Raw genomic sequence first — 26,610 nt, 5'->3', positions numbered from 1 at the left:
TGATCTGCTGTCGGCTAAGTCCCTTGGGTGCTCGCCGTCCCCGGTGGTTGGGTGGCGGAATGGAGATCCTGATTCTCGGCGGAACGGCATGGCTGGGACGCGAGCTGGCACGGCAGGCCGTCGAGCGCGGCCACCGGGTGACGTGCCTCGCCCGCGGCGAGAGCGGCACGGTCGCGGACGGCGCGACCCTGGTGGCCGCCGACCGGAGCGAGCCGTCGGCGTACGAGCCGCTGGCCGACCGCGCCTGGGACGCGGTCATGGAGGTGTCCTGGCAGCCCGGCTTCGTCCGCGGGGCGCTCGACGCACTCGGCGGCAGCGCCCGGCACTGGACCTACGTCTCCTCCGTCAGCGCCTACGCCACGCACGCCACGCCGGACGCGGACGAATCCACGGAACTCCTCGCCCCGACCGACCGGAGCGAGGCCGACCGCTCGCTGTACGGGGAGGCGAAGGCCGCCTGCGAGCACGCGTCGACCGCCGCCGTCGGCGACCGCCTCCTCGTCGCCCGCGCCGGTCTCATCGGGGGCCCGGGGGACCACAGCGGACGCTCCGGCTACTGGGCGGCCCGGGCCGCACGTGATCCGCACGGGCCGATGCTGGTCCCCGGCGTTCCCGCGCTGCCGACCCAGGCGATCGACGTACGGGATCTCGCCGCCTGGCTGCTGGACGCCGCGCAGAGCGGGACCACCGGCACCTACGACGCCGTCGGGCCGGTCGTTCCGCTGGGGGAGTGGATCACGTTGTCCCGGGAGGCCGGCGGCCACACCGGACCGGTGGTCAGCGCCGACCCGGCCTGGCTGCTCGCGCACGGTGTGGCCCAGTACATGGGTGCCGAGTCGCTGCCGATGTGGCTGGCCGAACCGGGCTGGGAGGGGTGGTCGGCCCGCAGCGGGGCCGCCGCGCGGGCGGCGGGACTGCGTCACCGGCCCCGGACGGAGATGCTGGCCGACACACTGCGGTGGGAACGCGAGCAGGGACTGGACCGGGAACGACGCGCGGGCCTCAGCGCCTCGCGTGAGCGCGAGTTGCTCGACGCGCTCGACTGACGGCTCCGCGAGCCCGCTGCCTGGGGCGGTCGCCCGGGACGGCGGTGCCCTCGGGTGACGGCTCCGCGAGCCCGCAGCCTGCGGCGGCTCCCGGGACGGCGGTGCTCGCGGCTGACGGCTCCGCGAGCCCCGCCGCCCGCAGCGAAGCCCGACACCGCGAAGCCCGACACCCCGACGCCCGACACCGCGGCGTCCTCGGCGGTCGCCCGGGACGGCGGCGTCTTTGGCTGACGGCTCCGCGTGCCCGCTGCCTGGGGCGGTCGCCCGGGGCGGCGGCGTCTTTGGCTGACGGCTCCGCGTGCCCGCTGCCTGGGGCGGTCGCCCGGGGCGGCGGCGTCCTTGGCTGACGGCTCCGCGAGCCCCGCCGCCCGCAGCGAAGCCCGACACCGCGAAGCCCGACACCGCGAAGCCCGACACCGCGAAGCCCGACACCCCGACGCCCGACACCGCGCCGCCTTCTCGGACCCGACCGGGGTCAGGGCGAGCACCCGAGCAGGCGCCGCAGCCAGGCCGTACGGGCCGCGCGCGCCGCCCGGGAGAGCGCCGCCTCCGGCGCCAGTGCGTCGAAGCCGTGGAAGCCCCCGGGCCACACATGGAGTTCCGCCTCGCCGCCCGCCCGCCAGATCGCGTCGGCATACGCGATGTCCTCGTCGCGGAAGGTCTCCGCGGAGCCCACGTCGATGAAGGCGGGCGGCAGACCGGACAGGTCGGTGGCGCGGGCGGGAGCGGCATAGGCGCAGACGTCGTCGGAGCCCCGGCGGTCACCCAGCAGAGCGGTCCAGCCGGTGTCGTTGGAGGTCCGGTCCCACATGCCGTGCCCGGCCATCTGCCGGGCGGAGTAGGAGTCGTTGCGGTCGTCGAGCATCGGGCACATCAGAAGCTGGCCCGCCAGCCGGGGACCGTTCTCGTCGCGGGCGCGCAGGGCCAGGGCGGCGGCCAGGCCGCCGCCGGAGCTCTGGCCGGCCACGACGACCCGGCCGGCGTCCCCGCCGATGAGCCGCGCGTTGCGGGAGGTCCACTCAAGACCCGCGTAGCAGTCGTCGACCGGGGCGGGGTGCGGGTTCTCGGGAGCCAGACGGTACTCGACCGACACCACCACCAGGCCCAGCTCCTCCGCCCAGCTCAGCGGAGCGTCGACACCGACCCGGTTGTCGCCCGTGACCATGCCCCCGCCGTGCACGAAGTACACGACGGGAAGCGGGACTTCGGCACCGGTGGGACGGCAGATGAGCAGGGAGACGTCAGGGGCGCCGGGAGGACCGGGCACCCGCCGGTCCTCCACCGCGAAGGCGCCGTCACGGCTCAGCGTCTCGTCGGTGGGCCGGAACGCGGCTCCGGTCTCCCGGCTGTCGCGCACCATGTCGAGGGTGAACGGCAGCGGAACGAACTCCGTGAGTGCGACGGCGAGTTCCTTGTCGAAGGGCGGTGGTGTCAGGGTCACGGCTCACACTTTCCAGGTCGTGCCGTTGATGCGGCGGAGCGACGCGCGTGGCGGCCGGACCGGCGAGAGTGACGACCGGCGCCCGGGTCACCTTCTGTGCTGCCCCGTCCCGAAGGGGTCATGTCCGCCGGCGTGCCGCCTGCCGGACAGGGCGCAGAGGTGTCTTCGACGTGCCGCCGGCCCGGGTTTCAACCTCGCCGTGGATCGAGGGAGAGGCCGGAGCCCGATGCGCGCGTGAGCCGGGCGAGGTGGGCGTCCAGGGGCTGTACACGCCCCGGGAGGACTTCCCGGAGGTTCCACCAGCGGATGGCCGCGATCTCCTCGGTGGCCTGGAAGTCCCGGATACCGGTCGTGCGGCCCGCGAACAGCGCCGCGTACTCGGCTCGCTGGTCGGGCGCGAGTACGAAGCCCGCGTAGCCGACGAACCGTAACGGTCCGTCGGGTACCTGACCGCTCTCCTCCAGCAGCTCGCGCGCGGCCGCCTGACGGGGGGATTCGCCTTCTTCTATGCGGCCACCGGGCAGTTCCCAGCTCTGCCGGAACCGATCGAAGACCACGAGGACACGGTCGGCGTGCCAGACGGCGGCCAACGCCGCCGGCAGCGGCGCGTCCGACGGTGGCGCGCCTTCGCTCCCGCGCGTGAAGGAGACCAGGGCATTGCCGCGACCGTCGACCGCGAGGGACGGGTCCTCGGAGTGGGGCACCTCGCCATTATTCCCAGGCGCGGGTCTTCCGACGCCGGGAGAGGGGCGAAACCCGCGCTCAGTAGGCGGCACCGTCGCGGCGGAGGAGCCCGGCGAGGGAGGTGGCCGGACGCCCGGTGAGACGCGGGACGTGGTCGGTGACATCGTCGAGTTCTCCCGCGGCGATGGCCGTGTACGTCGAGACCCAGGCGTCGAGCTGCCAGTCGGGGGCGCCGTGCGCGGCGCGTGAGCGGTACGCCTCTTCGATCGTCTCGGGTTCGTAGCCGACCGTACGGCCGGTCGCCCCGGTCAGTACGGCGGCGATCTCGGCGAGCGTCAGGGCCTGCGGGCCGGTGAGGTCGTACACGGCACCGGCGTGTTCGTCCGCGTGGGTGAGGACCGTGGTGGCGGCCTCGGCGATGTCGTCCTGGGCGACGACGGCGGCGCGTCCCGTGCCGCCGGGACCGCGGATGAAGCCGTCGTCGCCGACCAGCGCGGGCATGAAGTCGGCGTAGAGGTTGTCCCGCAGGAAGGTGTGCGCGAGGCCGCTCGAGCGGATGTGCTGCTCGGTGTGCCAGTGGTCGCGGGCCAGGGTGAAGGTGGCGTCCGGTGCCGCTCCGTAGAACGAGATGTACACCAGATGCCCGATGCCGGCTTCGGCGGCGGCGTCGACGAAGGCGCGGTGCTGCGCCAGCCGGTCGGGCGCCTCGGAGGCGGAGACCATCAGGACCCGGTCGACACCGCGCAGGGCGCGCACGACGGCGTCCCGGTCGCCGTAGGCACCGGGGACGACGGTGGCACCGGGCAGGACGGGAACCCGCTCGGGGGTGCGGGCGGGCAACGTCAGCGGAATCCCTGCTTCCGCCAGCCGGCGGGCCACGCGTCCTCCCAGACGCCCGGAGGCGCCGGTGACGGCGTAGGTGACATCGGTTGCGGCCATCCGGAGTGTCTCCTGTTCCGAGCGACGTGCGGTGGGGCGCGGGCCGGAAGCGAGGCGCCTGCCCGCACGTTGCGGTTTGCTCAGCGGCCCATGCTGCCGGACACCGGCCGGGTATGCGACGCGGCACGGACGACGCGCCGGGACGGGCCGTGCCGCCCCGCCTACCGCGGGGCGTCGAGCGGCCGGAGGAAGCGTCGTTCGTACCGCTTGATGCAGCGCGTTGTGCGGGCCAGCTCGAAGGCTTCCTGGCACTCCGGGTCGGACTTGCTGTCCGTGCGGTACTGCTCGTACGCCGAGAGGCTGGGGAAGGAGAACAGGGCGTAGGCGACGTCGCTGTCGCCCTCGCTGGGCAGGAAGTAGCCGTGGTGGGTCCCGCCGAAGCGGTTGACGAGTCCGACCCAGCGGCGGCCGTACTCCTCGAAGTCCCCGATTCTGTCGGCGTCGATCTCGTACTTCAGGTGAATGGTGATCATGCCCGGGATTATGGGCCAGGGTGACGCGGGCGCGATGCCCGGCCCGCACCGGGGGTTCGTTGCCGCAACGGCCGGCGCCCGCCCGTCACCGGCGGAGCGATGTCGTCCCGTTCCGGGCGGCCCCGCCCGGTCCTTCAGCCACCGGACGTGCGGTCGAGGGCGTGCAGGATCTCCCGCTCCCGCGCGGTCAGCGGCGGCCCGGCCGGCGCGGGCAGCGGGGGGCCGGCGAGGGCCGCCAGGACGACGCCGGGACGCAGGAGACGGGCGGGTCCCGCCTCCAGGCCGGTCACGTCCCACAACGCGGACGCCACGCTGTACGAGCCGGTCGCCGCCCGCGTGAGGCGCCGCGAGTAGCGGGCGGCGAGGCGGTCCACGAGCGTGGCCGTGCCACCGCGCACCTGCGGAAAGAGGACGTCCTGGCCCACTGCCAGGCTCCACGCGGTTTCCACGTGCCGGCCCGCGGCGCGCTGGACGGCGCGGGCGAAGCCGGGAGCGGCCGGGCCTGCCTGCCGTAGTTCGCGGGCCAGGGCCCCGGCCCCGAGCGCGGCCACGGACATGCCCTGCCCGTACGCCGGGTTGAAGGTGGCCAGCGCGTCCCCGAGGACGACGAGCCCCTCCGGCCAACGCCGCGACTTCTCCAGGTAGCGGCGGGAGTTGCTGGTACTACGGCTGATGGACACCTCGGTGAGCGGTTCGGCGCCGGAAATGAGCCGGCCCACGATGGGGTGCGGAAGGTCCAGCGTGTACTTCAGGAACCCGTCGGGATCGGCCGGAGGTTCGCCGCCCCGGGTTCCGGCGAGGCTGACCATCCAGCGGTTGCCCTCGATCGGCACGATCACGGCGCTGCGGCCCGGTCGTGACACGTACGGATTCGCCTGCACCATGGTCAGGGGGAACAGCTCGGCCCCCGCAGGCGTGCGGTAGATCCGGGTCGCGTTGACGAGGCCGGAGTCGACGCTCCTCTCCTCGATCCCGGTGATCCCGAGGCCGGCCAGCCACCCGATGATGCGCGAGCCGCATCCGCTCGCGTCGACCACGAGGTCGGCGCGCAGTTCCGCCTCACCGGACGCGGTGGCCGTGCGGACGCCGTCCACTCTCGCGGCACTGCCGGTGAGTCCGACGACCTGCGCCCGGCGCATCTCGACATGGGGCGTGCTGTCGACGACCGCCCTGCGCACGACCCAGTCCAGCAGGGCCCGGCTGCACGTGATCATGTGATGGCGGTCGTGGCGCCAGCGGTGGAAGAAGCCCTCCGGGGTCAGCACCACCATGCCCGAGCTGAGGGAGATCTCGTGGGCGCCCGCGGCCAGCAGATGCTTGCGCACGCCGGCCCCCGGCACCAGGTCCTCCATGGCCGCCAGGCCACCGGGCATCAGCAGGTGGGCGTGACGCCCCTGGGGGACCCCCTTTCGCTGCTCGGGGCCGTCGGGCAGCTCGTCACGGTCCAGTACGACCACCTCGTCGACGACCGGGGACAGCGCCGCCGCCGCCAGCACACCGCCCAGTCCGGCTCCGATGACGACAGCTCTGCGCATGGGGCTCCTCGTTCCGGTCATGAGATGCCGTCACCGCTTCGACGACGTGCCGCGGTGACGACGGGGGACTGCTTCAGCGCCCGGCTCATCTCCAAGAGTGTGCTGCTCCGGGGGTGTTGGGGGCGTGTGTTCGCCCCGGCGAGAGGGTATCCGTTCTCCGGTTCGGGGTCAGTGGTGCCGGGCGGGCAGCTCGCCGATGCCAAAAGGCCCGGGGGACCGAGCAGTTGCTCGGTGCCCCGGGCCCTTCGCCGCCGCCCAAGCGGGTGTTGTGGTGGGGCCGGGCCGGATCAGTCCTCCCGGTTACGGGGTGCGCACAGCGCCCAGATGACGAAACCGTCGATGGTGATCAGGGCCAGTGCCCAGAGCGGGGCGTACGGGAGCCACAGGAAGTTCGCGAGCATGCTCAGCCCCGCCAGTACGACGCCCACGGCCCTGGCCCACGTGGCGCCCTGGAAGAGCGCGCACCCCGCCAGGAAGACGACGGCCCCCAGCAGCAGGTGGACCCAGCCCCAGCCGGTCAGATCGAACTCGTAGACGTAGTTCCGGGTATTGACGAAGACGTCGTCATTGGCGATGGCGGCGATGCCCGCGAAGACCGCCATCAGCCCGCCGAAAATCATCAGGACGGCGGCGAAGACGGTCCACCCGCCGACGAAGGCACGTGCCTCCGACCGTCGCCCCGTATGCGGGCGGGCTTGGCTCACATGACTCGTCATAGTGCGCTCCTTCACTGGGTACGGCCGACCCGACAGGCGAGTTCTGCTACGCCGATCGGGCTACTACCAATCTGTGCCTCGGGGCCGGGTCCCGCATCTCGGAGGCGGACGGCATCACCGGGGCCCCCGAAGAAGCGCCCTCGACCCGGCACACGCGCGACCGGCGTTCCGCATGCCCCGGCACCACGCCCGGCGCATCCGGCCGGCCACCCCCGGGTCGCGGGAAGCACGGCGGACGTATCTCCTGAAGAAGCGGCGGACCGGCCGCCGAGCACGCCCCAGGGCACCGGACGCCAGGAGCGCTTCATGGCATCGCACCCGTCAGAGCGGACCCCCCGACCGCCCGTCGGCGACGCACCGTCACCAGCCACGACGCCTGTGCCGATCCGCCCCTCGCCACGGCGGGGATCCGCCGCGCGTTCCGCGGCAGGCGCACCGTGACCGGCGGGGCCGGCAAGAGCGGAGAGCCGTCGGCTCAGCCCGCGGAGGCGGACCTCCTCCGGAACATGCTGCGGGCCCCCGGCTACCTCAAGGCGCTGGTGTTCTCGGCGCTGCTCGGCATTCCGGTGTCCCTCGTGGCCTTCGGGTTCCTCGCCGGTCTCCACGAACTCGAGCACCTGCTCTGGGCCGACCTGCCCGAGGCCCTGGGCCGGCACTCACCCCCGTGGTGGTGGCCGCTGCCGCTGCTGCTGATCGCCGGGCTCGTCGTGGGACTGGTCGCCACCCACCTGCGCGGAGCGGGCGGCCACATCCCGGCGTCGGGCCTCCACGCGGGCAGGACGGCACCGGCGACGCTGCCCGGCGTACTGATCGCGGCGGTGGCGAGCCTGCCCCTCGGCGCCGTCCTCGGACCGGAAGCACCGCTGATCGCGCTCGGCGGCGGGCTGGCGCTGCTCTTCCGGGACCTCGCCCGCGCGCCCGCCACTGCCCAGAGCACCGCTCTGCTGGCATCGGCCGGTGCCGCCGCCGCGATCGCGGCGATCTTCGGCAACCCGTTGATCGCCGCGGTGCTCCTCATCGAGGTGGCCGGCGTGGGCGGACCGCAGCTGGTCGCCGTGATGCTCCCGGCGCTGCTGTCGAGCGGGGTGGGCGCGCTGGTTTTCACCGGGTTCGGCCGCTGGACGGGGCTGGAGACGGGAAGTCTCGCCCTCTCCCTTCCGGAGCCTCCCGCGCGGCTGGACGTCGGGGACGTCGTGTGGTCGGTTCTGATGGCCGTCTGCATCGGCGTACTGCTGCACGCCGTGATCGCGGGCGGGCGGCTCACCGCCGCGTTCGTGGCGGCCCGCACACTCTCCGGGACGGTGCTCTGCGCGGTCGCCGCGGGCGGCTGCGCGGCTGTCTACGCGGTGATCACGGACCGTTCACCCGTGGAGGTCGCGTCCTCGGGTCAGGCCACGCTGGCCACGATGGCGTCCGATCCCCATGCCTGGGGAGTCGGCGCCCTGCTGGCCGTCGTGGTGCTCAAGGGAGCCGCCTACACGTTGTGCCTGGGCAGTCTCCGGGGCGGCCCCGTCTTTCCCGCCCTGTTCCTCGGCGCGGCGGCGGGGGTGCTGCTGTCGCCCCTGCCCGGCTTCGGCGTCGTACCCGCAGTGGCAGCGGGCCTGGCGGCGGCTGCGGCGACCGTCCTACGGCTGCCCGTCAGCAGCATCGTGCTCGTGGTCCTGCTGCTCGGCAGCACCGAGACGATTCCCGTGGTGATCCTGTCGGCCGTGGTCGCGTTCGTCACGACCGAACTCCTGCCCGTCGGCCGGTCGAGCCCCGCCACGGCGAAGGCCGGGCCGTCGTCCCCCGCCACCGGCGCGGATCGGACCACCGAGGCGTGAGCCGTGGGCTTCCCGGCTCGATCGGCCGGGCGCGGGGCCCCGGATGCCGCACAGGGAGCGTCCGGCCCGGCACTGGTCAACGCCAGGCGATCCGTGGCGTAGGGTGGAGTCAACGACGCGGGGTGGAGCAGCTCGGTAGCTCGCTGGGCTCATAACCCAGAGGTCGCAGGTTCAAATCCTGTCCCCGCTACGCGAAGACGAGGGCCCGGCAGCCGACGCTGCCGGGCCCTCGTGCATGCCGGGACGCCTTCGATTACGCGGCGGACCGGCTCCGGCGGCCCGAACCGACTGTGCTCAGGCGTCGGCGTCGTCCTCGAAGCTGGCGAAGTACGCGGCGGCCATGTCCTCGTCGCCGTGCCCCTGCGCGGCGGCGCGGGCGAGGCGTTCGGCCCCGGCGGCGGCGACGTCCAGGCGGATGCCGTTGCGCCGGCCCGCCTCGACGATGAGGCGGGCGTCCTTGGCGGCGGTGGACACGGCGAAGGCGGGCGGTGTCAGCCGGCCGGTCAGGATGAGGTCCGCCTTGGCGTGCAGGTAGCCCATGTCGAGGGGACCGCCTGCGATCGCGTCGAAGAAGCCCTGCGGGTCCACGCCGAGCGCCTTCGCCAGCGCGAGGACCTCACCGGTCGCGTTCGTGGCCGCGATGACCCAGCTGTTGGCCACGAGCTTGAGGCGGGTGGCGCTGCCTTCCGCGCCGTCCTCGCCCGTCCACACCGTACGGCTGCCGACGGCGTCGAAGACCGGGGTGACGGCCTTCCGGTCCTGGCTCGGGCCCGCGGCCAGGATCAGCAGCTGCCCGGCCTCCGCGGGCTGTCGGGTGCCGAGCACCGGGGCGTCGTAGTACACCAGCCGGTGCTCGCGGGCCAGCGCGGCCAGGTCGCCGATCGCGTCGATTCCCGCGGTCGTCGACTGCACCCAGGCCGTGCCGGCGCGGAGGCCGGGGGCCGCCTGCCGCATCGCGTCGAGAACGGCCGCACCGTCGTACAGCATCGTCAGGACGACGTCGGCGTCCCGCACGGCGTCGGCGGGGGTGCCGACGACGAGTGCCCCGTCGCCGGCCAGGGGCTCGGCCTTGTCGCGGGTGCGGTTCCAGACCCGGACCCTGTGCCCGGCCCGGACGAGGTTGCGGGCCATGGCCGCGCCCATGATGCCGGTACCCAGGACGCCTACGGTGAGCTTGTCGGTCATGAGATCAACTTCCTGCGGTGAGTCGTACGGTGGTCGCTTCCGTGCTCCGTCACGGCGCGCGGCGCGCCGCGCGGGCCGGAGGGCGGGCCAGCTGGATGCTTGGCTGTTGCAGCGGGTACTGCCGGGAAAACCGGTCGATGTCGGCCAGTTCCTCGTCGTCCCGGCGGCGGCTTCGACGGGGATCCTCCTCTGCTTCGGGCGGTGTCGGTCGTCCTGGTGCCGGACCGCGCCGGGTATTCCGGGAGACGCGTTCCACGCTGCCACACGCGGATGACCGCATTCTTCACCGGCCCCGTGTCGTCGGCGGGGGAAACGACGCGGATGCGGTGGTGGACGAGCCCACCTGACGGCGCGGCAACTCCAGGTACGCCGTGGGTCCGTGAGCTGGCGGTATCCCGTTCTCGCCCCGAAATGGTTGACGGGAGGACCACGACTGAAAGAACATCCATGATTTTGCGCAAGACTTGCAGTGGCTGCCAGAGTGGCCGACCGCAACCTTCCTGCTCCGCACGGTATTCCGAGCCATTGCAAACCTCGCCCTCTGGAGAGTTCAGACATGGTCCTCACACGTCGCCTCCCGCTCGCCGTCGGCTGCGTGACCGCCGTGGCGGCGCTCCTTACGGCGCTGACGCCGGCGCAGTCCGCCCGTGCGGCCGGGGGCCAGGACGGAGGCCTCCCCGTGCCCGACTGCGTCCAGTACTACGCGAGCTGGCGGTACACCACGGTCGACAACCGCTGTGGCGCCGAGGTGAGGCTCACCGTGGAGTACACCGACGGCCAGTCCGTCCCGTGCCGGACACTCCAGCCCGGCGACCTGGCGACCTACCCCGGCTACGGCCCCCAGCTCAACTACGTCACCGGCCTGCGCTCCTGCCCGCCGGAGACGGCGTCGACGTGACGCCGGGCCGGCAGCCCTGCCGGGCCGGCCGAGGGGCCAACGCCCGTCAGGAAAAGGCTTGTTAGGGGAAGCCGAGAAGCCGCCCCGCTCCAGGCTCAGCAGGCGCTCAGCCAGCCGTGGAGGCGGCGGTAGTCCGCGTCGGTGAGGCCGCGCCCGGGATCGACCCGGTGGAGCAGGGCGCGCCCGCCGTGACAGGCGGCTACCCAGAAGCGGTCCCTGTCGGTGATCTCGTCGTCGACCCATGCGAAGGGGCGCCCAGCCGCCCGGTCGAGGATCGGACGGGTCTTCCAGTGCAGTCCCATCCGCGCGTCGCGTGCGTCGTCCTCCGGCGGCCCGGTCCGGTCGAGGACGGGCAGTTCGGGCAGCCCGAGCCGCGGCGCGACACACTCGTTCGCCTCCTCCATCCACGTCGTTGCCCGGACCAGCTCGCAAGGCAGACTCCGCAGCTTGGGTCCATGCGCGGGGTCAAGCCGCTCAAGAAGCGGATTCGCGTCGGATGTCAGAGGACCAGAACCCGTCGGAAAGGCCTGCCGCCCGTCGGCGGACGGACGGGACGACGACGCACCGAACGGGATGAGGGGCCCGTCGACGTCGAGAAACAGCACGGGCCACTCCGCGGAACCAGGCACCGACGCAACCCCCTCCGGCGTGCCCACCCGTTGGAAGTCCAAGCCCACCGCTCGGCAAGCCGCCGCCGTCACGGCGAACCTCGTCGCGCCATCCGGCTCGATCCGCTCGTCCGGACGCACGTCCACCACCAGGCCTTCTACGGTCGGAGTGGCTCGTCTTCAGTGCGGTCGCAACCTCAGCCCTCGCTGGGCGATGGCGTGATGGGACAGGTGGCATCGGTGCTGGGCAGTTTGCCGTCGATCAGGTAGCGGTTGACGGTGTCGTCGATGCACTGGTTCTGCGGGGCGAAGAGTCCTGCGTACACGGTGTGGCGGAAGGCGCCGCGCAGGGTGACCAGGCGGGAGCCGGCCAAGGCCCCGTGTGCCACCTGCTGCCCCGAATAGACGGCCGCCGGGTCGCCGGCAGCACCCACCATCAGGACCGGGACCCGGTTGTGGACCTTCGTGGCAGGTTCTGCGGGCGCAGTCGGCCAGAACGAACAGGGGGTGATGTTGCGGGTCAGCGGTCCGAACAGCGGCTCATCGGAGCGGTGGGCCTGGATGTCCCGGTAATAGGTCTCGGGGTCACGGGACGACGCGGCCCGGTCCGCGCACTGGATCGCCGTCTGGACACTGGCCGAACCGTCCGTGTCCGTAACGGACAGACCGGTCAGGACACTCTCCAGTCGCTCATTGGGTGTGACCTTGATGCCGCGGGCGGCGTCGCTGAGGTCCCGGACGTCGGCCGCGTAGGCGGCATACAGCTCGTTGCTGTCCCCGGCGGTGACGTTCCACAGGAGCTGGGGCAGCACGTGGCTGTCGATGCGGTGGCTGCCCACTCGCAGCGGTCCCCGATTGGCGGTCTGATTGATCCGTTCCACCGTGGCCAGGACCTCGGCGGTAGTGGCGCCCAGGTGATAGTCGCCGTGGTGGTGCGCCGCCCACGCTGCCCAGTTCTTCAGGACCGCGGTCGCGGCAGGCCCCGAGGTGCTTGTCAGGTCGGGGCCGTAGAGATCGGGGTTCAGGGCGCTGTCGAGAACAACCCGGTCGGCGCGGCGTGGGAACAGCTGCAGGTAGACCTCGCCCAGGTAGGTGCCGTACGACGAGCCGAGGTAGGACAGTTTCGACTCGCCGAGGGCTGCCCGGATCACGTCCATGTCCCGGGCGGTGTTACGGGTGGACGCATGGGGCAGCACGTCCCGGTGGCCGGCGCAGCGGGATGCCAGGTCCTTGGCCAGCGCCACGCTTCGGTCGAAGGTGCTCCGGTCCGGCCCGGCGGAGCCGATGCTGGTGGCGGGCCACTTGCAGTTCATTGGGGTGCTGCGGCCGACGAACCGGGGATCCATCCCGATCAGGTCGTATCGGGCCGCGACGGTGGGCTCGGCCTTCTTGACCATCAGTGCGAGGTACATCGCGGGCACGCCTGGACCGCCGGGGTTGTACAGGAGGGTCCCTCTCCGGTGTTTGGGGTCAGCGGCCTTCAGCCGGGACATCGCGACCTTGATTGTCCGTCCGTCCGGATGGCTGTAGTCCAACGGCACCATGACCTCAGCGCACTGGGCCTTCGCGTCGTCCAGTTCCTGGCCGATTGCGTCGTCCGGGCCGGTCTTGCAGCCATGCCAGGTGACCTTCTGTTGCTGGAACCGGGCGAGTGGGCCGGGGCCGGCCGCGTCTGCCGCAACGGGGGCGCACGACGGCAGACCGATCAAAGCGGTTCCTGCCAGGGCCACGGTCGCGGCCATCCTTCGTCGACGCATCGCGTTCTCCTCTTGTCTTGCGCTGTGCTGGGCACGACCGAGCCGCGCTGGGGTGACGTTCGGGTGAGGTGCACGACCCGTTGCGATCACAGGTCTCACCGCGCCATCTCGACGCTAGGCCGCACGGTCAGCCCGGCGCGTCAGTTCTTGGTGGGGTCTCTCCTGCCCGTGTTGTCTCCGTGCGCCCCGGAGGGCGGTCAACGCTTCAGCCAGCCAGCTGACCAGTGGTTCCTCCCGGGCTTGGCCGCTCCGGGCAAACGGCGGGCGGGCAGCCCGTCTACGACTGCGGGGTGAAGCGGTCGGGCCGACGTGGCAGCCCTCGCTACGCCTGTGGGTGGAGCGCGTTCCACCTGGGGTTGTAGTTCCTCCGCGGTGATGTCAGCTCGTGGACTCAAGCCCTTGCCGGGCCCGCCGACCTAGCGTGGTGGCGAATCCACCGGCCCCTGTGACGAGGATGACCCGATGATCAAGGCCCGAGCACTCACCAAGCTTTACGGGGAGAAGACCGCTGTGGCGGATCTCAGTTTCACCGTCCGGCCCGGCCTCGTCACCGGACTCCTCGGGCCGAACGGCGCTGGCAAGTCCACCACGATGCGGATGATCCTGGGCCTGGACGTTCCCAATTCCGGCCAGGTCACTGTCAACGGGAAGCCCTACGCCGCACACCGCGCTCCGCTGCGTGAGGTCGGGGCCATGCTGGAGGCCCGTTCTGTGCACACCGGCCGGTCCGCGCTCAACCACCTGCTGGCGTGAAGGCCGTACGGTTCTGGTCTCCTCCCATCTGATGAGCGAGATGGCACTGACCGCTGAACACCTCATCGTGATCGGGCGCGGTCGGTTGATCGCGGACACCTCTGTCGAGGAGTTCACGCGCAGAGCGTCGCGCAATTCGGTGCCGGTACGAACCGACGAGCCATGGCGGCTGGGTCCGCTGGCGGCCGGGCGGGGTGTGCGGCATGAGTACGGAATCCATCCGCCCTCCTCGGGCCGCGCGTGGCCACGTCACCCAGGCTCGTGTGCTGCACTCCGAGTGGATCAGAATCCGCACGCTGCGCTCGACATTCTTCATGTTGGTGTTCGCGGTGGGAGCCATGCTCCTGTTCGGCCCTATGGTCTCGTTCTTCACCGATGGGCAGGGCCACGGTTTCGGGTGTGCAGAGCACCTCCCTGAGTGCCCCCGGGGTCACCCGCGTGGTCCTCGGCAGTGCCTTGTACCTGACAGTTCTCGCGGTACTGAGCGTGAGGATCGGCGCGCTGCTGCGCAATACGGCGGCCAGCATCTCCACCGTCATTGGTCTGGTGCTGATCCTGCCGATTCTCACGCAGACGCTTCCTTCCGCAATGGCGGAGAAGGTCTTCCCCTGCCTGCCGAGCAACGCCGGGCGGGCGCTCACCCTCCTCCAACAGGACTCGGCTATGTTGGCGCCCTGGACCGGGTTCACCGTCTTCTGTCTCTATGCGGTCATGGTCCTCACCAGGGCCGCGGTGGCACTGAAACGACGGGACGTGTAGTGAAAGGCGTGGCGGTGATGGCGGTACCGGCGGCAGATTCCCGTTCCGAATACGGGCCGCCATTCCACGGCGCCCTCCAGCGGCATGGCGCCGTGCCCCGGCTCGCCGGTCCACAAGAGCAGGGCACTTCGTGAGGTACGCCATTTTCACCGTCGCGCGGTCAGCACGGCCGGTGTATGTACTGCTGCGGGGGCGGGCCCAGATCCCGCCCGTCGCATTCGACGCGTTGCTGACAGCCGTGCTCTTCGTCGCGAGCGTCGGCCCCTGGCCGGAGCTTCAGCCCCCGGGGCTGCTGGTCCTTCAGGTGGCCCTGCTGTTGCCCTTGGTGTGGCGGCACCGCGCACCTCTCGTGGTGTTCGGCGCGGTGGCCACCGCTGCCTCCGCCCAGTGGCTCGTCGGCGTCCAGCCTCTGCCCGCCGATGTGGCTCTGCTGGTCGCCCTGTACACGGTGGCCAAGCGCTCCCCCTGGCCTCACACGCTCCTGGCCGGAGCCGTCCTGGAAGGCGGCATCCTGCTGGCCTCCATTCGGTGGGGACCAGAGGGCCGCTTCCTCGTCCCCGTCCTCTTCCTGACCGCTCTTGCCACCACCGCGGCCATCACCGGTACGAACCTGAAGATCAGACGTGCCTACCTGACATCCGTGGAGGATCGAGCGGTACGCCTGGAGCGTGAACGCGACCAGCAAGCCCAGCTCGCCGTGGCCGAAGAGCGGGCCCGTATCGCCCGCGAGATGCACGACATCGTCACCCACAACCTGTCCGTCATGGTCGCGCTCGCCGACGCCGCGGTCTTCGCACAGTTCCGCTCACCCGGCAAAGCGACCGGCGCCATGCAGCAGATCTCCGACACCGGACGGCAGGCCCTCACCGACATGCGGCGCTCCCTCGGCGTCCTGCGCGCCGACGAACCGGACGCGCAGCGCCACCCTCTGCCCGGCATCGCACAGTTGCAGTCCCTCGTCGACCAGATGCGCGCAGCCGGGCTGCCGACCAGCCTCGGACTGGAAGGCGACCTCGCCCCGGTGCCCACCACTGCACAGCTCACCGTTTACCGGCTGGTACAGGAAGCTTTGACCAACACGCTCAAGCACACACCACCTGGCACCCGCGCCGACGTGCGGGTGCGCTTCTCCCCCAAGACCGTCACCATCGAGATCACCGACGACGGCCGCACCACGCAAGCCCCCGGTCCGACGACCGGGCACGGGATCGCTGGCATGCGCGAGCGCGCGGCCGCCTACGGCGGGACCCTCCAGGCCGGCCCTCTCCCGGACGCCGGCTGGCGAGTTTCAGCCCACATCACCCTCGCCGATGCCGAGGACGATGCCTCATGACGATCCGTGTGATGCTCGTCGACGACGAATCACTGCTTCGTATGGCGTTCACCATGATCCTGGAGGCCCAACCGGACATGGAACCCGTCGGCGAGGCCGGCGACGGCACCGAAGCCATCCGGCTCGCAAGGAAACTGCGCCCCGATGTCGTCTTGATGGACGTACGCATGCCTCGAACCGACGGCATCGAAGCAACCCGCCGGATCATCAAGGACTCCCCGCTGACCCGGGTGCTCATCCTCACCACCTTCGACCTCGATGAATACGCCTTCGCCGCTCTCAAAGCCGGAGCATCCGGTTTCCTCCTCAAAAACGCCCGACCCGACGAACTGCTCACCGCGATCCGCAGCGTCGCCGCGGGCGACGCGGTGGTCTCCCCTCGGGTCACCCGCCGCCTGCTGGAGAACTTCGCCGACCAGCTCCCCGCCGACGGCGGCACCGAGGTGGACGAGCGAGTGAAGCGGCTCACCGGCCGCGAGCGTGAAGTGCTCATCCAGGTCGCCCGCGGCCTGTCGAACACCGAGATCGCCGCCTGTCTGTACCTCGCGGAAGCCACCGTGAAGACGCACCTGAGCCGGATCCTGAGCAAGCTGGAATTACGCGATCGTGTCCAGGCCGTCGTCTTCGCCTACGAGACCCGCCTCGTCCGCCCGACGTGAGGGTCTTGCCGACGTCGTAGCGGGGTGCCCGCCACCGGTTCTTCACACCGGGTGGTCGTCCGGGGCCGGTGCCGGGATGCGCAGTTTCGGGGTGGTCCAGCCGAGGCTCTGCTTTGTGACGCGGAAGGTGTGCTCCATATCGAAGCGGCGGAGGTAGACCTGCCAGTACCGGTCGACGTCCCGCATGCTGGCGCCGGTCTTGGAGGACCACATCTTCGCGGTCCTTGGAGAGGTGCTCGACCTTCAGCCTGATCAGGGTGCCCTCGACCAGGGGGAGTCTCCCGCCGGGCCCCACGCGAGCAGTTCATCGATCGCCTGCTTCTCGCCACCGCCACCGAGGTGGGCGATGGCCGGCAACGGCGCGAGCTGCAGCCCAGGACGGTGCCCCCGTTCACCGAGCATCACCCACCAGGGGATTGAGCACAGCTAGGACGGCACACCATCCGCCGCCGGCACCCAGGCCGCCGCCAGCTGACGCACGCCTGGATCTTCCTCGCCAGGTGCCGCGCTCAGCGACCAGGAGATTGAGGTTACGTCCCCGCCCCTGGTCGGGCGCGGGCGTCCGTGGCCAGGGTGTGGTCGAGAACGGCCGCGGCCAGGGGTGCGTGGACGGCGCGGGGCAGGGCGTGCCCCATGCCTGGTATCTCCACCAGCCGTGCCCCGGCGATCACTTGGGCGAGATGGTCGGGGTGCGGCGGTGGGAAGACGGGCTCGGCCGGGGCGGAGATGACCAGGGTCGGCACGTCGGTGCGCGCAAGTTCCTCGGTGCGGTCCATGCCGGAGTGGTCCGCGCGCCCGTGGGTCATGGGTGCCTCGTAGCGCCCGGCGTGCTCGATGATGCGGCGCTCCGTGGCCCGGAACTCCTCGGAGTCGAAGGGGATCTGATCACCGTTGAGCAGCCGCCAGTGCTCCACGCGGTGGTCCAGCTCGCCCTCCAGACCACGGTCCTCGTGAGGGTGGGACCACAGTTCGAGCACCCGTGCGTCGATGGGCGGGAGTCGGTCTACGGGAGTTCGGGAGCCGTCCGGGTGCGACAGTGGGGTGCTGCTGAGAGCGCCGGTGCCCATCACTGTCGCGCTGAGCAGCCGTTCGGGGTGATCGGCGATCAGCAGTTGGGTGAGCATGCCGCCCAGGGAGTGACCGACGATGTGCGCCCGCTCCACTTCGTACGCGTCGAGGACGGCGATCGCGTCCGAGGCGAGGTCGACGATGCGGTACGGGTGCGTGTCGAAACTCAAGCTGGAGCGGCCGGTGTCCCGGTGGTCGTAGCGGATGACGCGGTGGCGCACGGCCAACGCATCAACCAGTCCCTCCGGCCAGCCCAGCCCAGACGCCCCGGCCCCCATGATCAGCAACAGGGTGGAATCCCGGGGGTCGCCGCGCACCTCGGACCACAGCCGCACCACCGGGTCGACCTGGACAAACCGCTGATTCATGGCACCGCTCCCCACATCCACGACTCGATGACGAGACGAGCCGTCTCGTCATTGCGTCGCCATCATGACGCACACTTCCGGGATGATGCAATACGACTCGTCTCGTCTCGTTGCTGACGGACGCTCGAAGGGGTACCAGAACTCATCTCGATACCTGCTGAACCCCGTCGCACACGAGCCGTGTGCGGCATCTGGTCCGCTCCGGCGGCGACGAACCATGTGCCTGACGCAGACGAGCAAGCATTACTCCGCGTGACGCCCGAAGATAAAGCGCAAGTTCAGAGCGCGTTTTGATCCGTCAATCCATCAGCGTGCACGGTGAGCAGCTCTCGGTCATGGCGGCTCAGTCGGCCATCCAGCGTTCTATCCCGCAAGCCCGCTTGTGGAGTGTGGTGCGAAGGCCGGTTGTGACGGGGAAGGACGGGGTACCTGCACGCCGGGCTGGGCGTCGCCACGACCCCTGCGGTCTCAACGGGCTGGACCTCGCTGGACCGTGGGCCGGCTCACCTCAGTACGACCACCACCGCCAACGCACCCACCAGCGAGTCGATCCGGTCCAGTAGTCCTCCGGCTCCCGCCAGCCACCGACCCGAGTCCTTGACCCCGGCACCGCGCTTGACGAGGGACTCCACCAAGTCGCCCGCCGGTCCGCCCACAGCCACCGCCACCGCCGCCTGCCAGCTCCACGCCGAAAGCAGCGCGAGTACGGCGAGGCCCGCTGCCGCGCCACACCCTGTGCCACTCCACCGCTTGGCCGGGGACAATCGCGACAGCCGGGGCCCACCCAACCGCTGGCCGGCGAAGTACGCGACCACGTCGGCGATCGACACCGCGGCGAAGAGCGCCAGGCCGACTGCCCCCAGCGGCGCCAAGGCGGCCAGCACACCGAGCCAGAGCAAGCCGAGCAGACCGGTGCCGAGCCGTCGGAGTCCGTCGTCCGCGTCGCCACTTGTCAGCAGTACGGCGACCAGTGCCAGCGCCCCGGCGCCGATGACCCGGCCCCCCTGGTCCGGTGCCCACGCGACGGCCACGATCAGCCCTGTCACGGCCGCCACCAGCACCGCCTGATCAGTGCGGGGGAGTCTGGCCAGTGCCCCGAACTCCAGTACCGCGACCACCGCGACGACTCCGGCAAGCAGGGCGATGCCGGGTCGCCCCCACCAGAATGCGGCAGTCACCACCGGCACACCCACCGCCCACGCGCACCACCGTACGACCAACTCCCGCCGCCGCGACGCCCCCACTGCCACACCGCTGACCAGCAGGGCACCGCCCAGCCATGGTGCCAGCGCGGCCACCGAGGTCACTGTGCCGCCCCGATGGTGGACAACGTGCGGACCCTCGTGCGCAGTTCGTCGAGGGCGGCTCGGTAGGCGTCCACGATGCGCGCGTTCTCACCGGTGTCGCGGACCGCGACGCGCACGGTGCGGCCCTCGTACACCGACGACAGCGGTGACAGGTCCCGCAGGTACACACCGTGGAGCCGGCACTCCGCGACCAGGGCCGCGGCGCTCGGTCCGCCCGGCGGCAGAGTGAGCGTGAGGAAGTTGGCCACCGACTCCTCGACCGTGACGGAGGCGTCCACAGCGGCCAGGTGTGCGGCGAGCCGTGCACGCAGCTCGTGCGTGCGCTGGAGCCGGCCCGCGTAGTAGGCCGGATCGCGCAGCGCCGCTACCGCCGCGAGCTGGGCCGGCAGGCTCACCGCCCACGGCGGCGTCCACCGTCGCAGCTCCGCCGCCGTGCCCGGCTCGGCCACCAGGTACGCGGCCCGCACGCCGGACAGGGCGTACGTCTTCGACATCGAGGTGCAGACCACCACGCGCGGATCCCGCGCGGCGAACGAGGCGAGAGACTCGGCGGGATCGACGTATCCGAGGTATGCCTCGTCGATCCACCAACGGGTCCGGGCGGGCGCCGCAGCGATCACCGCGGCCAGCTCGGCGGCCGGTGCGTGGCGGCCGGTGGGGTTGTTCGGGTTGACCACGACCACGAGGTCGTACGAGCCATCCGCGACGACCGCCGACAACCTCACTGGATCGATGCGCCAGCCCTCCTCGCGACGCAGCCGCAACCGGTCCACGCGGCAGCCGATCACCCGCTCCGTGACATGGGCGTACTCGCCATATCCGGGGTCCATCAGCAGGACCCGGCTCATCGGCGTCAGCCACCGCCCGAAGGCCCGGAAGATCAGGTCGGAGGAGCCGGAGCCGACAGCGAGCGTTTCCGGAGGCAGGTCGCGGACTGCGGCGAGCTCCGCCAGCAAGCCCTCCGCACCGGTCGGGGGAGAGGTGCGGGCGATCCACCCGGCGTCCTCGGTGAGTACGCCGTGCGCCCCGGGGGCCGGGGGGAACCACGCGTCGAGCACATCGGCCGTGATCACCTCGTGACGCCGCTCAAGCGTGCGAAAGTCCGCGCCGATCGCCGTGAACGAGGCACCACCGTGCTCGCAGCCGTCGGGCCCGGACGCGAAGGGGGCGTCCAGCCGCCAGTCCATGCAGACCGCCAGCCGCGCGAGGGTTGCCGCATGCCGTCCCGCCGCACACCGGGACAGCTCCGTCACCTCCGCGGTCAGCACCTCGAAGTCGATTGCCCCGCTGCGTACGGTACGGCCGACCGGGCGCAGGCCCGCCGCCCTGTACATGTCGACGAGGTCGGAACGGCCCATCGCCACCACCCGCCGCCCGCCCCGGGACGCGATCCAGCGCAGCGCCGCGTACATCAACAAGGCCCCGGCTGCGCCTGCCCGGGCCTGCGGCTCGACGGTGAGCAGCCGCACCTCGAAGACGTCGGACTCGTCCAAGAGCGGAAGCTCGGCCCGGGTCAGGTACTTGTCCAGCCCGTACCTTCCCACCCACGGCGGCGTCACGCTCACGAACCCGACACGGTCCGCACCCCGAGCCACGACCAGGTAGACGTTGTCACCGTCCAACGCGTCGACCAGCCGCCCCTCGCTGTTGGGCGTGTGCTGGCCGAGCTCCTCCGCGTAGACGCGGTGCCGGAGTTCATGGATCCAGGTCATGTCGTCGGCATCGGCGGAGCGCAGGGTGAGAGGACGGCTCATCGAAACCTCTTCGTACCGGGGGCAAGGCGGTTCAGTGTGACGGCGACCGGTCTCTGAGGTGCAGGGGAGAACAGCTCGGACGGCTTGAGTACGCGTACTCAGGCGCTCACGCCCGACACAGCCCAGCTCGCCGCGCTCGCCGCCCTGAAGCGCCGTCTCCCGCCCCGGTGACCGGGCGCGCGACAAAGGGCCCGAAGGGGATCGACCCCGCGCAGGAAGACCAGTGGCAGCCCCTGAGCGGCTGACCACTCTGATAAGTCGTGGCTGCGTACGTTTCAGCGAGGTGTCGTCGTGGACGGGAATGGAGTGCGCTTGTCACAGGAGGTACGGATCCAGCATGCGTGGACGCGAATCACCAAATGGTCGCAAGAGAATGCGCCGCGCCATGCTGAAGCAATTTACGCCAGCAACCTGTCCCGCTCCGCCCTCGTGACACGCCTCGACGCCTCGACCATCCGATCGAGCGATCACTTTCCCGTCACTCATGCGGGCCAGTCGGTTGAGTGTCCGTCCCGGCCGGTAGCGCGGCTGGGCGCGCGTGCGCGAGGCGACGGGACAAGGGGGCGTGCAACGGGTTCAACGGAAGTGGGAGGCCGTTGCGGTTGAACCGGCACCGGGACGGGGGTCTTTGTTCCCGTTCGGTGCTCTTGCTGCCGTGAGGACTGCCGACGGTGGAGCGATGGGGGCATACGGCTGTCGGCCGTGTCGGCCGTGTCGGCTTGACGATGTCTCAATTCATCGGTGACCAACATTTGTAGTATTGCTGCTACTGGTGGTCACCGAAATGCTGGTTACGGCTTCTCGGGTCGCGCCGCATTAGTGCTGCCGTCGGCCCCGCCGCCCCTCCACCTACCGGAAAGCAGGATGACGCCGACCATGCAGACTCCAGTCCGCCTCGTGGCAGCCATCGCACTCACGACCGCCGCCATGCTGACGACAGCCGCCCCCGCCTCCGCCGACGCCTCGATCCTCCGAGGCCAGGGCCGCGACGCATGCACCCGCAACTACGTCTGCCTCTACGACAACTGGGACTACAACGCCCCCACAAACGCCCGCCTCCTGCGAACCACCGAGGACAACACCCACCTCGACGACTACAACTTCAACGACGTCACCAGCTCCGTCGTCAACAACAGCCGCTTCTTCGTCCGGATTTACCCCGACTACGACTTCAAGGGAGTGCCTGTGACACTCCTGCCGGGTGAGTCCATCAGCTTCAACCGGGGCAATGGCTTCAACGACGTGGCCTCCTCCGTCCAGTTCCTCCCCTACACCATCGGATAACCGCAGCGTGCCCCTCCCCAGGTGTTGCGCGCCGGGCGGGGCCGCTACGCCCGGCCGTTCACACCGACGTTCTCGCGATACGCGGCGATCAGCATGGCCACGCAGTTCAGGTGTCCGCCGCGTCCGCGGCCCGGCACGGCGTCATCCGATTCCAGCCGCGCGACGTCGCATCGAGGGCGCCGGCGTCGCCGAACCCGAGGCGATCCCGGACGACCTGCAGTGGGTGGAGTGGCGCGGCGGTCCTGCCCACAAGTTCAGCGTCGCCTGACGTCCGAGCGGCGGCAGCGGCCGGGCAGGGTGATCCTGCCCGGCCGCTGTGACTCCTCCTAGGGCGCTGAACAGGCGCGGGAACGTTGTCCCGGGTCATGATGCTGCTCCCTTGAGCAGAGGAATCGAGGACGGCGGACACCTGTGGTGGTGTCGTCCGCGTGGGGGTGGTGAGCGCCTCGCGGTCGGCGGTCCTGCGGCTCTGTGCTTGCGAGCGTCCCTGTGGGGCTTCGGCCCTGGCCCAGGGTGGGAGTCAGGAATCCGAGCGCGGGAGTCCCGTTGCTTCCGTACCTGCCGCACTCGACCTGCCTCATGCCCTGGTTGAGTGAGTGACGATGCTTATCGTCACCCGCGAGGGTGGCCGTCGCTGCGAGCTCCGCCGCACCAGCGTGCGCTGGTGAAGCCGGCGCACTCGCCTCACCCGGGCGGTTCTCGCAGGTCACGTACCCCAACGCGTCCCTCGTCACGGACCTGCCGTCGGATCCGATGCAAATAAGTCACGTCGGAGGGGTTGCCGTACGGTTGCCTCATTACTTAAATCAAACCCTGAACTAAGTAGCTGCGTACGACCGTTCACACTGCCCGGGCCTTCCGGTCCCGGTCGGGGAACGCCCTGCGGCGCGCACCCGTTCGGGGAGTTTGTCATGCCTCGATCACGGTGAACGCCGACCCGCTCTCCTTCACCCGCACGGAGTGGACCAATGAGATTCAGATCCTGGGGGATCGCGCTCGCCACAGCGGCGGCGCTGGTGACCATCCCCGCCCAGACGACACCCGCGAGCGCGGCCGAGGTGCCGCTCTCGCAGGGCAAGACCGCCACCTCCTCCTCCGACGAGAGCGCCGGGACCGCCGCCTCGTACGCCGTCGACGGCAACACCGGCACCCGCTGGTCGTCGGCCGGCACCGACACCCAGTGGCTCCAGGTGGACCTCGGGGCGACGGCCAGCCTCACCAAGGTCGTCCTGAACTGGGAGACCGCCTATGGCAAGGACTACAAGATCCAGGTCTCCGGGAACGGAAGCTCCTGGACCGACCTCAAGACCGTCACCGGCGGCGACGGCGGCACCGACACGCTCGACGTCTCCGGACAGGGCCGCTACGTACGGCTGTACGGCGTCTCCCGCGCCACCCAGTACGGCTACTCCCTCTGGGAGTTCCAGGTCTTCGGCGACGCGGGCGGCACACCGCCCGCCGACTGCGGCACGGCCAACGCCGCCAAGGGCAGAACGGCCACCGCGTCCTCCACGGAGAACGGCGGCACGCCCGCCGCGAACGCCTTCGACGGCGACACCGGAACCCGCTGGTCGAGCCAGGCCTCCGACCCGCAGTGGGTCCAGGTGGACCTCGGCTCGTCCCAGGACATCTGCAAGGTCGACCTGAACTGGGAGGCGGCCTACGGCAAGGCGTTCAAGATCCAGGCGTCGGCCGACGGCCAGAACTGGACGACCCTGAAGGACGTCACCAACGGCACCGGCGGAACCGCCTCCTACGCCGTGAGCGGCTCGGGCCGCTACGTCCGTGTCCTCGGGACGGCACGCGGCACCGCGTACGGCTACTCCCTGTGGGAGGTCGCAGTGCACACCGGATCGGGCGGCGGCACCCCGCCCGTCGAAGGCGGCGGTGACCTCGGGCCGAACGTCATCGTCGTGGACCCGAGCACGCCCAACCTGCAGGACAAGTTCGACCAGGTATTCAGCAAGCAGGAGTCGAACCAGTTCGGCTCGGAGCGCTACCAGTTCCTCCTCAAGCCCGGCACGTACAACGGCATCAACGCCCAACTGGGCTTCTACACCTCGATCTCCGGACTCGGCCTCAACCCGGACGACACGAAGATCAACGGTGACGTGACCGTCGACGCGGGCTGGTTCAACGGCAACGCCACCCAGAACTTCTGGCGTTCGGCCGAGAACCTGTCGCTCAAGCCGGTCAACGGCACCGACCGCTGGGCCGTCGCGCAGGCCGCGCCGTTCCGCCGCATCCACGTCGAGGGCGGCCTCAACCTCGCCCCGAACGGCTACGGCTGGGCATCCGGCGGCTACATCGCCGACTCGAAGATCGACGGCACGGTCGGCCCGTACTCGCAGCAGCAGTGGTACACCCGGGACAGCTCCGTGGGCGGCTGGACCAACGGCGTGTGGAACATGACGTTCTCCGGTGTGCAGGGTGCGCCGGCGACCAACTTCGACAGCGGCCCGTACACCACGCTGGACTCCACCCCCGTCTCCCGCGAGAAGCCGTTCCTGTATCTCGACGGGAACGACTACAAGGTGTTCGTGCCCGGCAAGCGCACCAACGCCCGCGGGGTGTCGTGGCCGGCCAACGCGGGCGGTACGTCCCTGCCGCTGAGCCAGTTCTACGTCGTCAAGCCCGGCGCGACCGCCGCCACCATCAACGCGGCGCTCGCCCAGGGGCTCAACCTGCTGTTCACCCCCGGGGTCTACCACCTCGACCGGACCATCGACGTCACCCGCGCCAACACCGTGGTCCTCGGCCTCGGACTGGCGACCATCGTTCCCGACAACGGCGTGGACGCCATGCACGTCGCCGACGTCGACGGTGTGCGGCTGGCCGGCTTCCTCATCGACGCCGGACGCACCAAGTCCGACACCCTCCTCCAGATCGGCGGGGCCAACGCCTCGGCCGACCACGCCGCCAACCCGACCACCATGCAGGACGTGTTCATCCGCATCGGCGGAGCCGGCCCCGGCCTCGCCACCAACTCGGTGGTCGTCAACAGCGACGACGTCATCGTCGACCACACCTGGATCTGGCGTGCCGACCACGGCGAAGGCGTCGGCTGGGAGACCAACCGCGCCGACTACGGTCTCGTCGTCAACGGCGACGACGTCCTCACCACCGGCCTGTTCGTCGAGCACTTCAACAAGTACGACGTGCTCTGGAACGGCGAACGCGGCCGGACGATCTTCTTCCAGAACGAGAAGGCCTACGACGTGCCCAACGCCGCCGCCGTGACGCATGACGGCATCGTCGGGTACGCCGCCTACAAGGTCGCGGACAGCGTCAACACGCATGAGGCGTGGGGAATGGGCAGCTACTGCAACTTCACGTCCGATCCGACCATCGTCCAGCAGCACGGCTTCCAGGTCCCGGTGAAGACGGGCATCAAGCTGCACGACATCCTCGTCATCTCCCTCGGCGGCAAGGGGCAGTACGCCCACGTCGTCAACAACACGGGAGCACCGACCTCGGGATCGGACACCGTACCTTCGAAGATCACGCTGTTCCCGTGACACCTTCGCCGACCGGCTGAACCGCCGTCGCGCGGTGAGTGACCTGTGGCCCGCCGCTCTCGCGGCGGGCCACATCCGTGCCCGGGGCGGGGGTCGGCGGCTCCGCGCCGGGGTTCACCGCAGGTGCGCGGACGGCCGTCACGGGCGCCGGTACAGCGACGGGTCCGGGTGGTCGGTGAAGCCGAGTGCGCGGTAGAGCGGCTCCCCGTCGGGAGAGGCGTACAGGTCCACCCGGGTGACCTCCCGTTCCCGGAACCAGTCCAGCAGCCCCCGCATGATCGCCCCGCTGTGACCGCGCCGCCGGTGCGCGGGATCGGTGACCACACCGATCACATGCCCGATCCGCCCGTTGCGCAGGTGCGGCCCGGGCAGCCGTTGCTCGATCGTCCCGATGCCGCAGGCGGCGAGACCGCCGCCGCCGGGCGCGACGAGGATGCGCACGGCGTCCGACGACACCTGGTCCCTGAGGACGGCGGTCAGGGCGTCCCGCCAGTCCAGAGCGTTCGGTGTGCCCCGGCGATCACGCCTTCGGTGTCGCCGGCCGGCATTCCGCGCCGGCCCCAAGAAATTCCTGTGAATCCGAGGGGCGGTTGAACGGACGCGGGTTCGCCTCCGTACAGAAGGTGGCCATGCCGGCCCGGCAACGAAGCGGTAGGAGTACTTCCTTGGGACGCAATACGCGAAGACGCCCAACGGGTGCAC

Annotated in this window: 21 protein-coding genes, 1 tRNA gene and 2 pseudogenes; 10 read left to right on the top strand and 14 right to left on the bottom strand. The window is 70.8% G+C overall.

What is annotated here, in order from left to right; all coding sequences use genetic code 11:
• Window positions 1-59: 59 nt before the first annotated feature.
• Window positions 60-1,046, top strand: a complete 987-nt coding sequence (locus AC069T_RS32075; RefSeq protein WP_478786081.1) for an NAD-dependent epimerase/dehydratase family protein — start codon at window positions 60-62, stop codon at window positions 1,044-1,046.
• A 475-nt stretch (window positions 1,047-1,521) separates the two neighbouring features.
• Here the strand turns inward: AC069T_RS32075 and AC069T_RS32070 are convergent, their stop codons facing one another.
• From AC069T_RS32070 to AC069T_RS32045, 6 genes are all read right to left on the bottom strand, one after another.
• Entirely contained in the window at window positions 1,522-2,487 is a 966-nt protein-coding gene (locus tag AC069T_RS32070; protein WP_478786080.1) for an alpha/beta hydrolase, read from the bottom strand.
• 188 nt (window positions 2,488-2,675) lie between these two features.
• A complete protein-coding gene (locus AC069T_RS32065; RefSeq protein ID WP_478786079.1) occupies window positions 2,676-3,191 on the bottom strand; it encodes an NUDIX hydrolase in 516 nt (171 codons plus the stop codon).
• Between the two features lie 58 nt (window positions 3,192-3,249).
• Window positions 3,250-4,110 carry an SDR family oxidoreductase gene (locus AC069T_RS32060; protein ID WP_478786078.1) on the bottom strand — a complete coding sequence of 287 codons (861 nt, stop codon included), beginning with the start codon at window positions 4,108-4,110 and terminating at the stop codon, window positions 3,250-3,252.
• A gap of 161 nt (window positions 4,111-4,271) precedes the next feature.
• A complete protein-coding gene (locus AC069T_RS32055) occupies window positions 4,272-4,583 on the bottom strand; it encodes an NIPSNAP family protein (RefSeq protein WP_478786077.1) in 312 nt (103 codons plus the stop codon).
• Between the two features lie 134 nt (window positions 4,584-4,717).
• Window positions 4,718-6,118 carry an FAD-dependent oxidoreductase gene (locus tag AC069T_RS32050; RefSeq protein WP_478786076.1) on the bottom strand — a complete coding sequence of 467 codons (1,401 nt, stop codon included), beginning with the start codon at window positions 6,116-6,118 and terminating at the stop codon, window positions 4,718-4,720.
• Between the two features lie 287 nt (window positions 6,119-6,405).
• Entirely contained in the window at window positions 6,406-6,834 is a 429-nt protein-coding gene (locus tag AC069T_RS32045) for a DUF7144 family membrane protein (protein ID WP_358853192.1), read from the bottom strand.
• Between the two features lie 506 nt (window positions 6,835-7,340).
• Between AC069T_RS32045 and AC069T_RS32040 the strand changes: the two genes are divergently transcribed.
• Window positions 7,341-8,657: a chloride channel protein gene (locus AC069T_RS32040; protein WP_478786106.1), complete on the top strand. Its 1,317-nt coding sequence runs from the start codon at window positions 7,341-7,343 to the stop codon at window positions 8,655-8,657.
• 116 nt (window positions 8,658-8,773) lie between these two features.
• Window positions 8,774-8,847 (top strand) — tRNA-Met (locus tag AC069T_RS32035).
• A gap of 104 nt (window positions 8,848-8,951) precedes the next feature.
• On the opposite strand, the gene AC069T_RS32030 is transcribed toward AC069T_RS32035, so the two are convergent.
• Window positions 8,952-9,842, bottom strand: coding sequence for an NAD(P)-dependent oxidoreductase (locus tag AC069T_RS32030; RefSeq protein WP_478786075.1), 891 nt, complete (start codon window positions 9,840-9,842; stop codon window positions 8,952-8,954).
• A gap of 556 nt (window positions 9,843-10,398) precedes the next feature.
• Between AC069T_RS32030 and AC069T_RS32025 the strand changes: the two genes are divergently transcribed.
• Complete coding sequence (locus tag AC069T_RS32025) at window positions 10,399-10,740, top strand: alpha-amylase (protein ID WP_478786074.1); 342 nt, start codon at window positions 10,399-10,401, stop codon at window positions 10,738-10,740.
• A gap of 95 nt (window positions 10,741-10,835) precedes the next feature.
• Here AC069T_RS32025 and AC069T_RS32020 read toward each other — a convergent pair whose 3' ends face one another.
• Complete coding sequence (locus tag AC069T_RS32020; RefSeq protein ID WP_478786105.1) at window positions 10,836-11,369, bottom strand: HAD domain-containing protein; 534 nt, start codon at window positions 11,367-11,369, stop codon at window positions 10,836-10,838.
• Window positions 11,370-11,545: 176 nt separating this feature from the next.
• The gene (locus AC069T_RS32015; protein WP_478786073.1) at window positions 11,546-13,105 is read right to left on the bottom strand and encodes an alpha/beta hydrolase; all 1,560 of its coding nucleotides are present in this window, start codon (window positions 13,103-13,105) and stop codon (window positions 11,546-11,548) included.
• A 462-nt stretch (window positions 13,106-13,567) separates the two neighbouring features.
• Between AC069T_RS32015 and AC069T_RS32010 the strand changes: the two are divergent.
• From AC069T_RS32010 to AC069T_RS31995, 4 genes and pseudogenes are all read left to right on the top strand, one after another.
• Window positions 13,568-14,057, top strand: a pseudogene (locus tag AC069T_RS32010) (ATP-binding cassette domain-containing protein); the annotation flags it as partial.
• Window positions 14,058-14,257: 200 nt separating this feature from the next.
• On the top strand, window positions 14,258-14,617 hold the full coding sequence (locus AC069T_RS32005) for a hypothetical protein (RefSeq protein ID WP_478786072.1): 360 nt from the start codon (window positions 14,258-14,260) through the stop codon (window positions 14,615-14,617).
• A gap of 130 nt (window positions 14,618-14,747) precedes the next feature.
• Window positions 14,748-15,950 (top strand): sensor histidine kinase, encoded by a 1,203-nt coding sequence (locus AC069T_RS32000; protein WP_478786071.1) that lies wholly within the window; start codon window positions 14,748-14,750, stop codon window positions 15,948-15,950.
• Window positions 15,947-16,609: a response regulator transcription factor gene (locus AC069T_RS31995; RefSeq protein ID WP_478786070.1), complete on the top strand. Its 663-nt coding sequence runs from the start codon at window positions 15,947-15,949 to the stop codon at window positions 16,607-16,609. The genes AC069T_RS32000 and AC069T_RS31995 overlap by 4 nt, the downstream gene beginning before the upstream one ends.
• A 63-nt stretch (window positions 16,610-16,672) precedes the next feature.
• On the opposite strand, the pseudogene AC069T_RS31990 reads toward AC069T_RS31995, so the two are convergent.
• From AC069T_RS31990 to AC069T_RS31975, 4 genes and pseudogenes are all read right to left on the bottom strand, one after another.
• Window positions 16,673-16,892 (bottom strand): annotated as a pseudogene (locus tag AC069T_RS31990) (NF041680 family putative transposase); the annotation flags it as partial.
• Between the two features lie 247 nt (window positions 16,893-17,139).
• Window positions 17,140-18,045 carry an alpha/beta fold hydrolase gene (locus AC069T_RS31985; protein ID WP_478786069.1) on the bottom strand — a complete coding sequence of 302 codons (906 nt, stop codon included), beginning with the start codon at window positions 18,043-18,045 and terminating at the stop codon, window positions 17,140-17,142.
• Window positions 18,046-18,548: 503 nt separating this feature from the next.
• Window positions 18,549-19,352 (bottom strand): phosphatidate cytidylyltransferase, encoded by an 804-nt coding sequence (locus AC069T_RS31980; protein ID WP_478786068.1) that lies wholly within the window; start codon window positions 19,350-19,352, stop codon window positions 18,549-18,551.
• Complete coding sequence (locus AC069T_RS31975; RefSeq protein ID WP_478786067.1) at window positions 19,349-21,106, bottom strand: aminotransferase class I/II-fold pyridoxal phosphate-dependent enzyme; 1,758 nt, start codon at window positions 21,104-21,106, stop codon at window positions 19,349-19,351. Before AC069T_RS31975 ends, AC069T_RS31980 begins: the two co-directional genes overlap by 4 nt.
• An 876-nt stretch (window positions 21,107-21,982) precedes the next feature.
• Here AC069T_RS31975 and AC069T_RS31970 point away from each other — a divergent pair.
• Together AC069T_RS31970 and AC069T_RS31965 are read left to right on the top strand one after the other, a co-directional pair.
• Window positions 21,983-22,390 carry a peptidase inhibitor family I36 protein gene (locus AC069T_RS31970; RefSeq protein ID WP_478786066.1) on the top strand — a complete coding sequence of 136 codons (408 nt, stop codon included), beginning with the start codon at window positions 21,983-21,985 and terminating at the stop codon, window positions 22,388-22,390.
• Window positions 22,391-23,358: 968 nt separating this feature from the next.
• Window positions 23,359-25,908 carry a discoidin domain-containing protein gene (locus AC069T_RS31965; protein WP_478786065.1) on the top strand — a complete coding sequence of 850 codons (2,550 nt, stop codon included), beginning with the start codon at window positions 23,359-23,361 and terminating at the stop codon, window positions 25,906-25,908.
• 138 nt (window positions 25,909-26,046) lie between these two features.
• On the opposite strand, the gene AC069T_RS31960 is transcribed toward AC069T_RS31965, so the two are convergent.
• Window positions 26,047-26,610 (bottom strand): GNAT family N-acetyltransferase, encoded by a 564-nt coding sequence (locus AC069T_RS31960; RefSeq protein WP_478786064.1) that lies wholly within the window; start codon window positions 26,608-26,610, stop codon window positions 26,047-26,049.

This window comes from Streptomyces sp. NPDC043867, from assembly GCF_056435845.1.
Note: the sequence above shows the minus strand (reverse complement) of the source record. Positions and strands in the feature narration are given on the sequence as shown.

Bases quoted from the DNA above. Each gene is read 5' to 3' on its own strand.
- AC069T_RS32055 (WP_478786077.1), bottom strand. From the start codon at position 4,583: ATGATCACCATTCACCTGAAGTACGAGATCGACGCCGACAGAATCGGG.
- AC069T_RS31995 (WP_478786070.1), top strand. From the start codon at position 15,947: ATGACGATCCGTGTGATGCTCGTCGACGACGAATCACTGCTTCGTATG.
- AC069T_RS32045 (WP_358853192.1), bottom strand. From the start codon at position 6,834: ATGACGAGTCATGTGAGCCAAGCCCGCCCGCATACGGGGCGACGGTCG.
- AC069T_RS32030 (WP_478786075.1), bottom strand. From the start codon at position 9,842: ATGACCGACAAGCTCACCGTAGGCGTCCTGGGTACCGGCATCATGGGC.
- AC069T_RS32050 (WP_478786076.1), bottom strand. From the start codon at position 6,118: ATGCGCAGAGCTGTCGTCATCGGAGCCGGACTGGGCGGTGTGCTGGCG.
- AC069T_RS31965 (WP_478786065.1), top strand. From the start codon at position 23,359: ATGAGATTCAGATCCTGGGGGATCGCGCTCGCCACAGCGGCGGCGCTG.
- AC069T_RS32025 (WP_478786074.1), top strand. From the start codon at position 10,399: ATGGTCCTCACACGTCGCCTCCCGCTCGCCGTCGGCTGCGTGACCGCC.
- AC069T_RS32015 (WP_478786073.1), bottom strand. From the start codon at position 13,105: ATGCGTCGACGAAGGATGGCCGCGACCGTGGCCCTGGCAGGAACCGCT.
- AC069T_RS32075 (WP_478786081.1), top strand. From the start codon at position 60: ATGGAGATCCTGATTCTCGGCGGAACGGCATGGCTGGGACGCGAGCTG.
- AC069T_RS31975 (WP_478786067.1), bottom strand. From the start codon at position 21,106: ATGAGCCGTCCTCTCACCCTGCGCTCCGCCGATGCCGACGACATGACC.
- AC069T_RS32060 (WP_478786078.1), bottom strand. From the start codon at position 4,110: ATGGCCGCAACCGATGTCACCTACGCCGTCACCGGCGCCTCCGGGCGT.
- AC069T_RS31985 (WP_478786069.1), bottom strand. From the start codon at position 18,045: ATGAATCAGCGGTTTGTCCAGGTCGACCCGGTGGTGCGGCTGTGGTCC.
- AC069T_RS32040 (WP_478786106.1), top strand. From the start codon at position 7,341: ATGCTGCGGGCCCCCGGCTACCTCAAGGCGCTGGTGTTCTCGGCGCTG.
- AC069T_RS31970 (WP_478786066.1), top strand. From the start codon at position 21,983: ATGCAGACTCCAGTCCGCCTCGTGGCAGCCATCGCACTCACGACCGCC.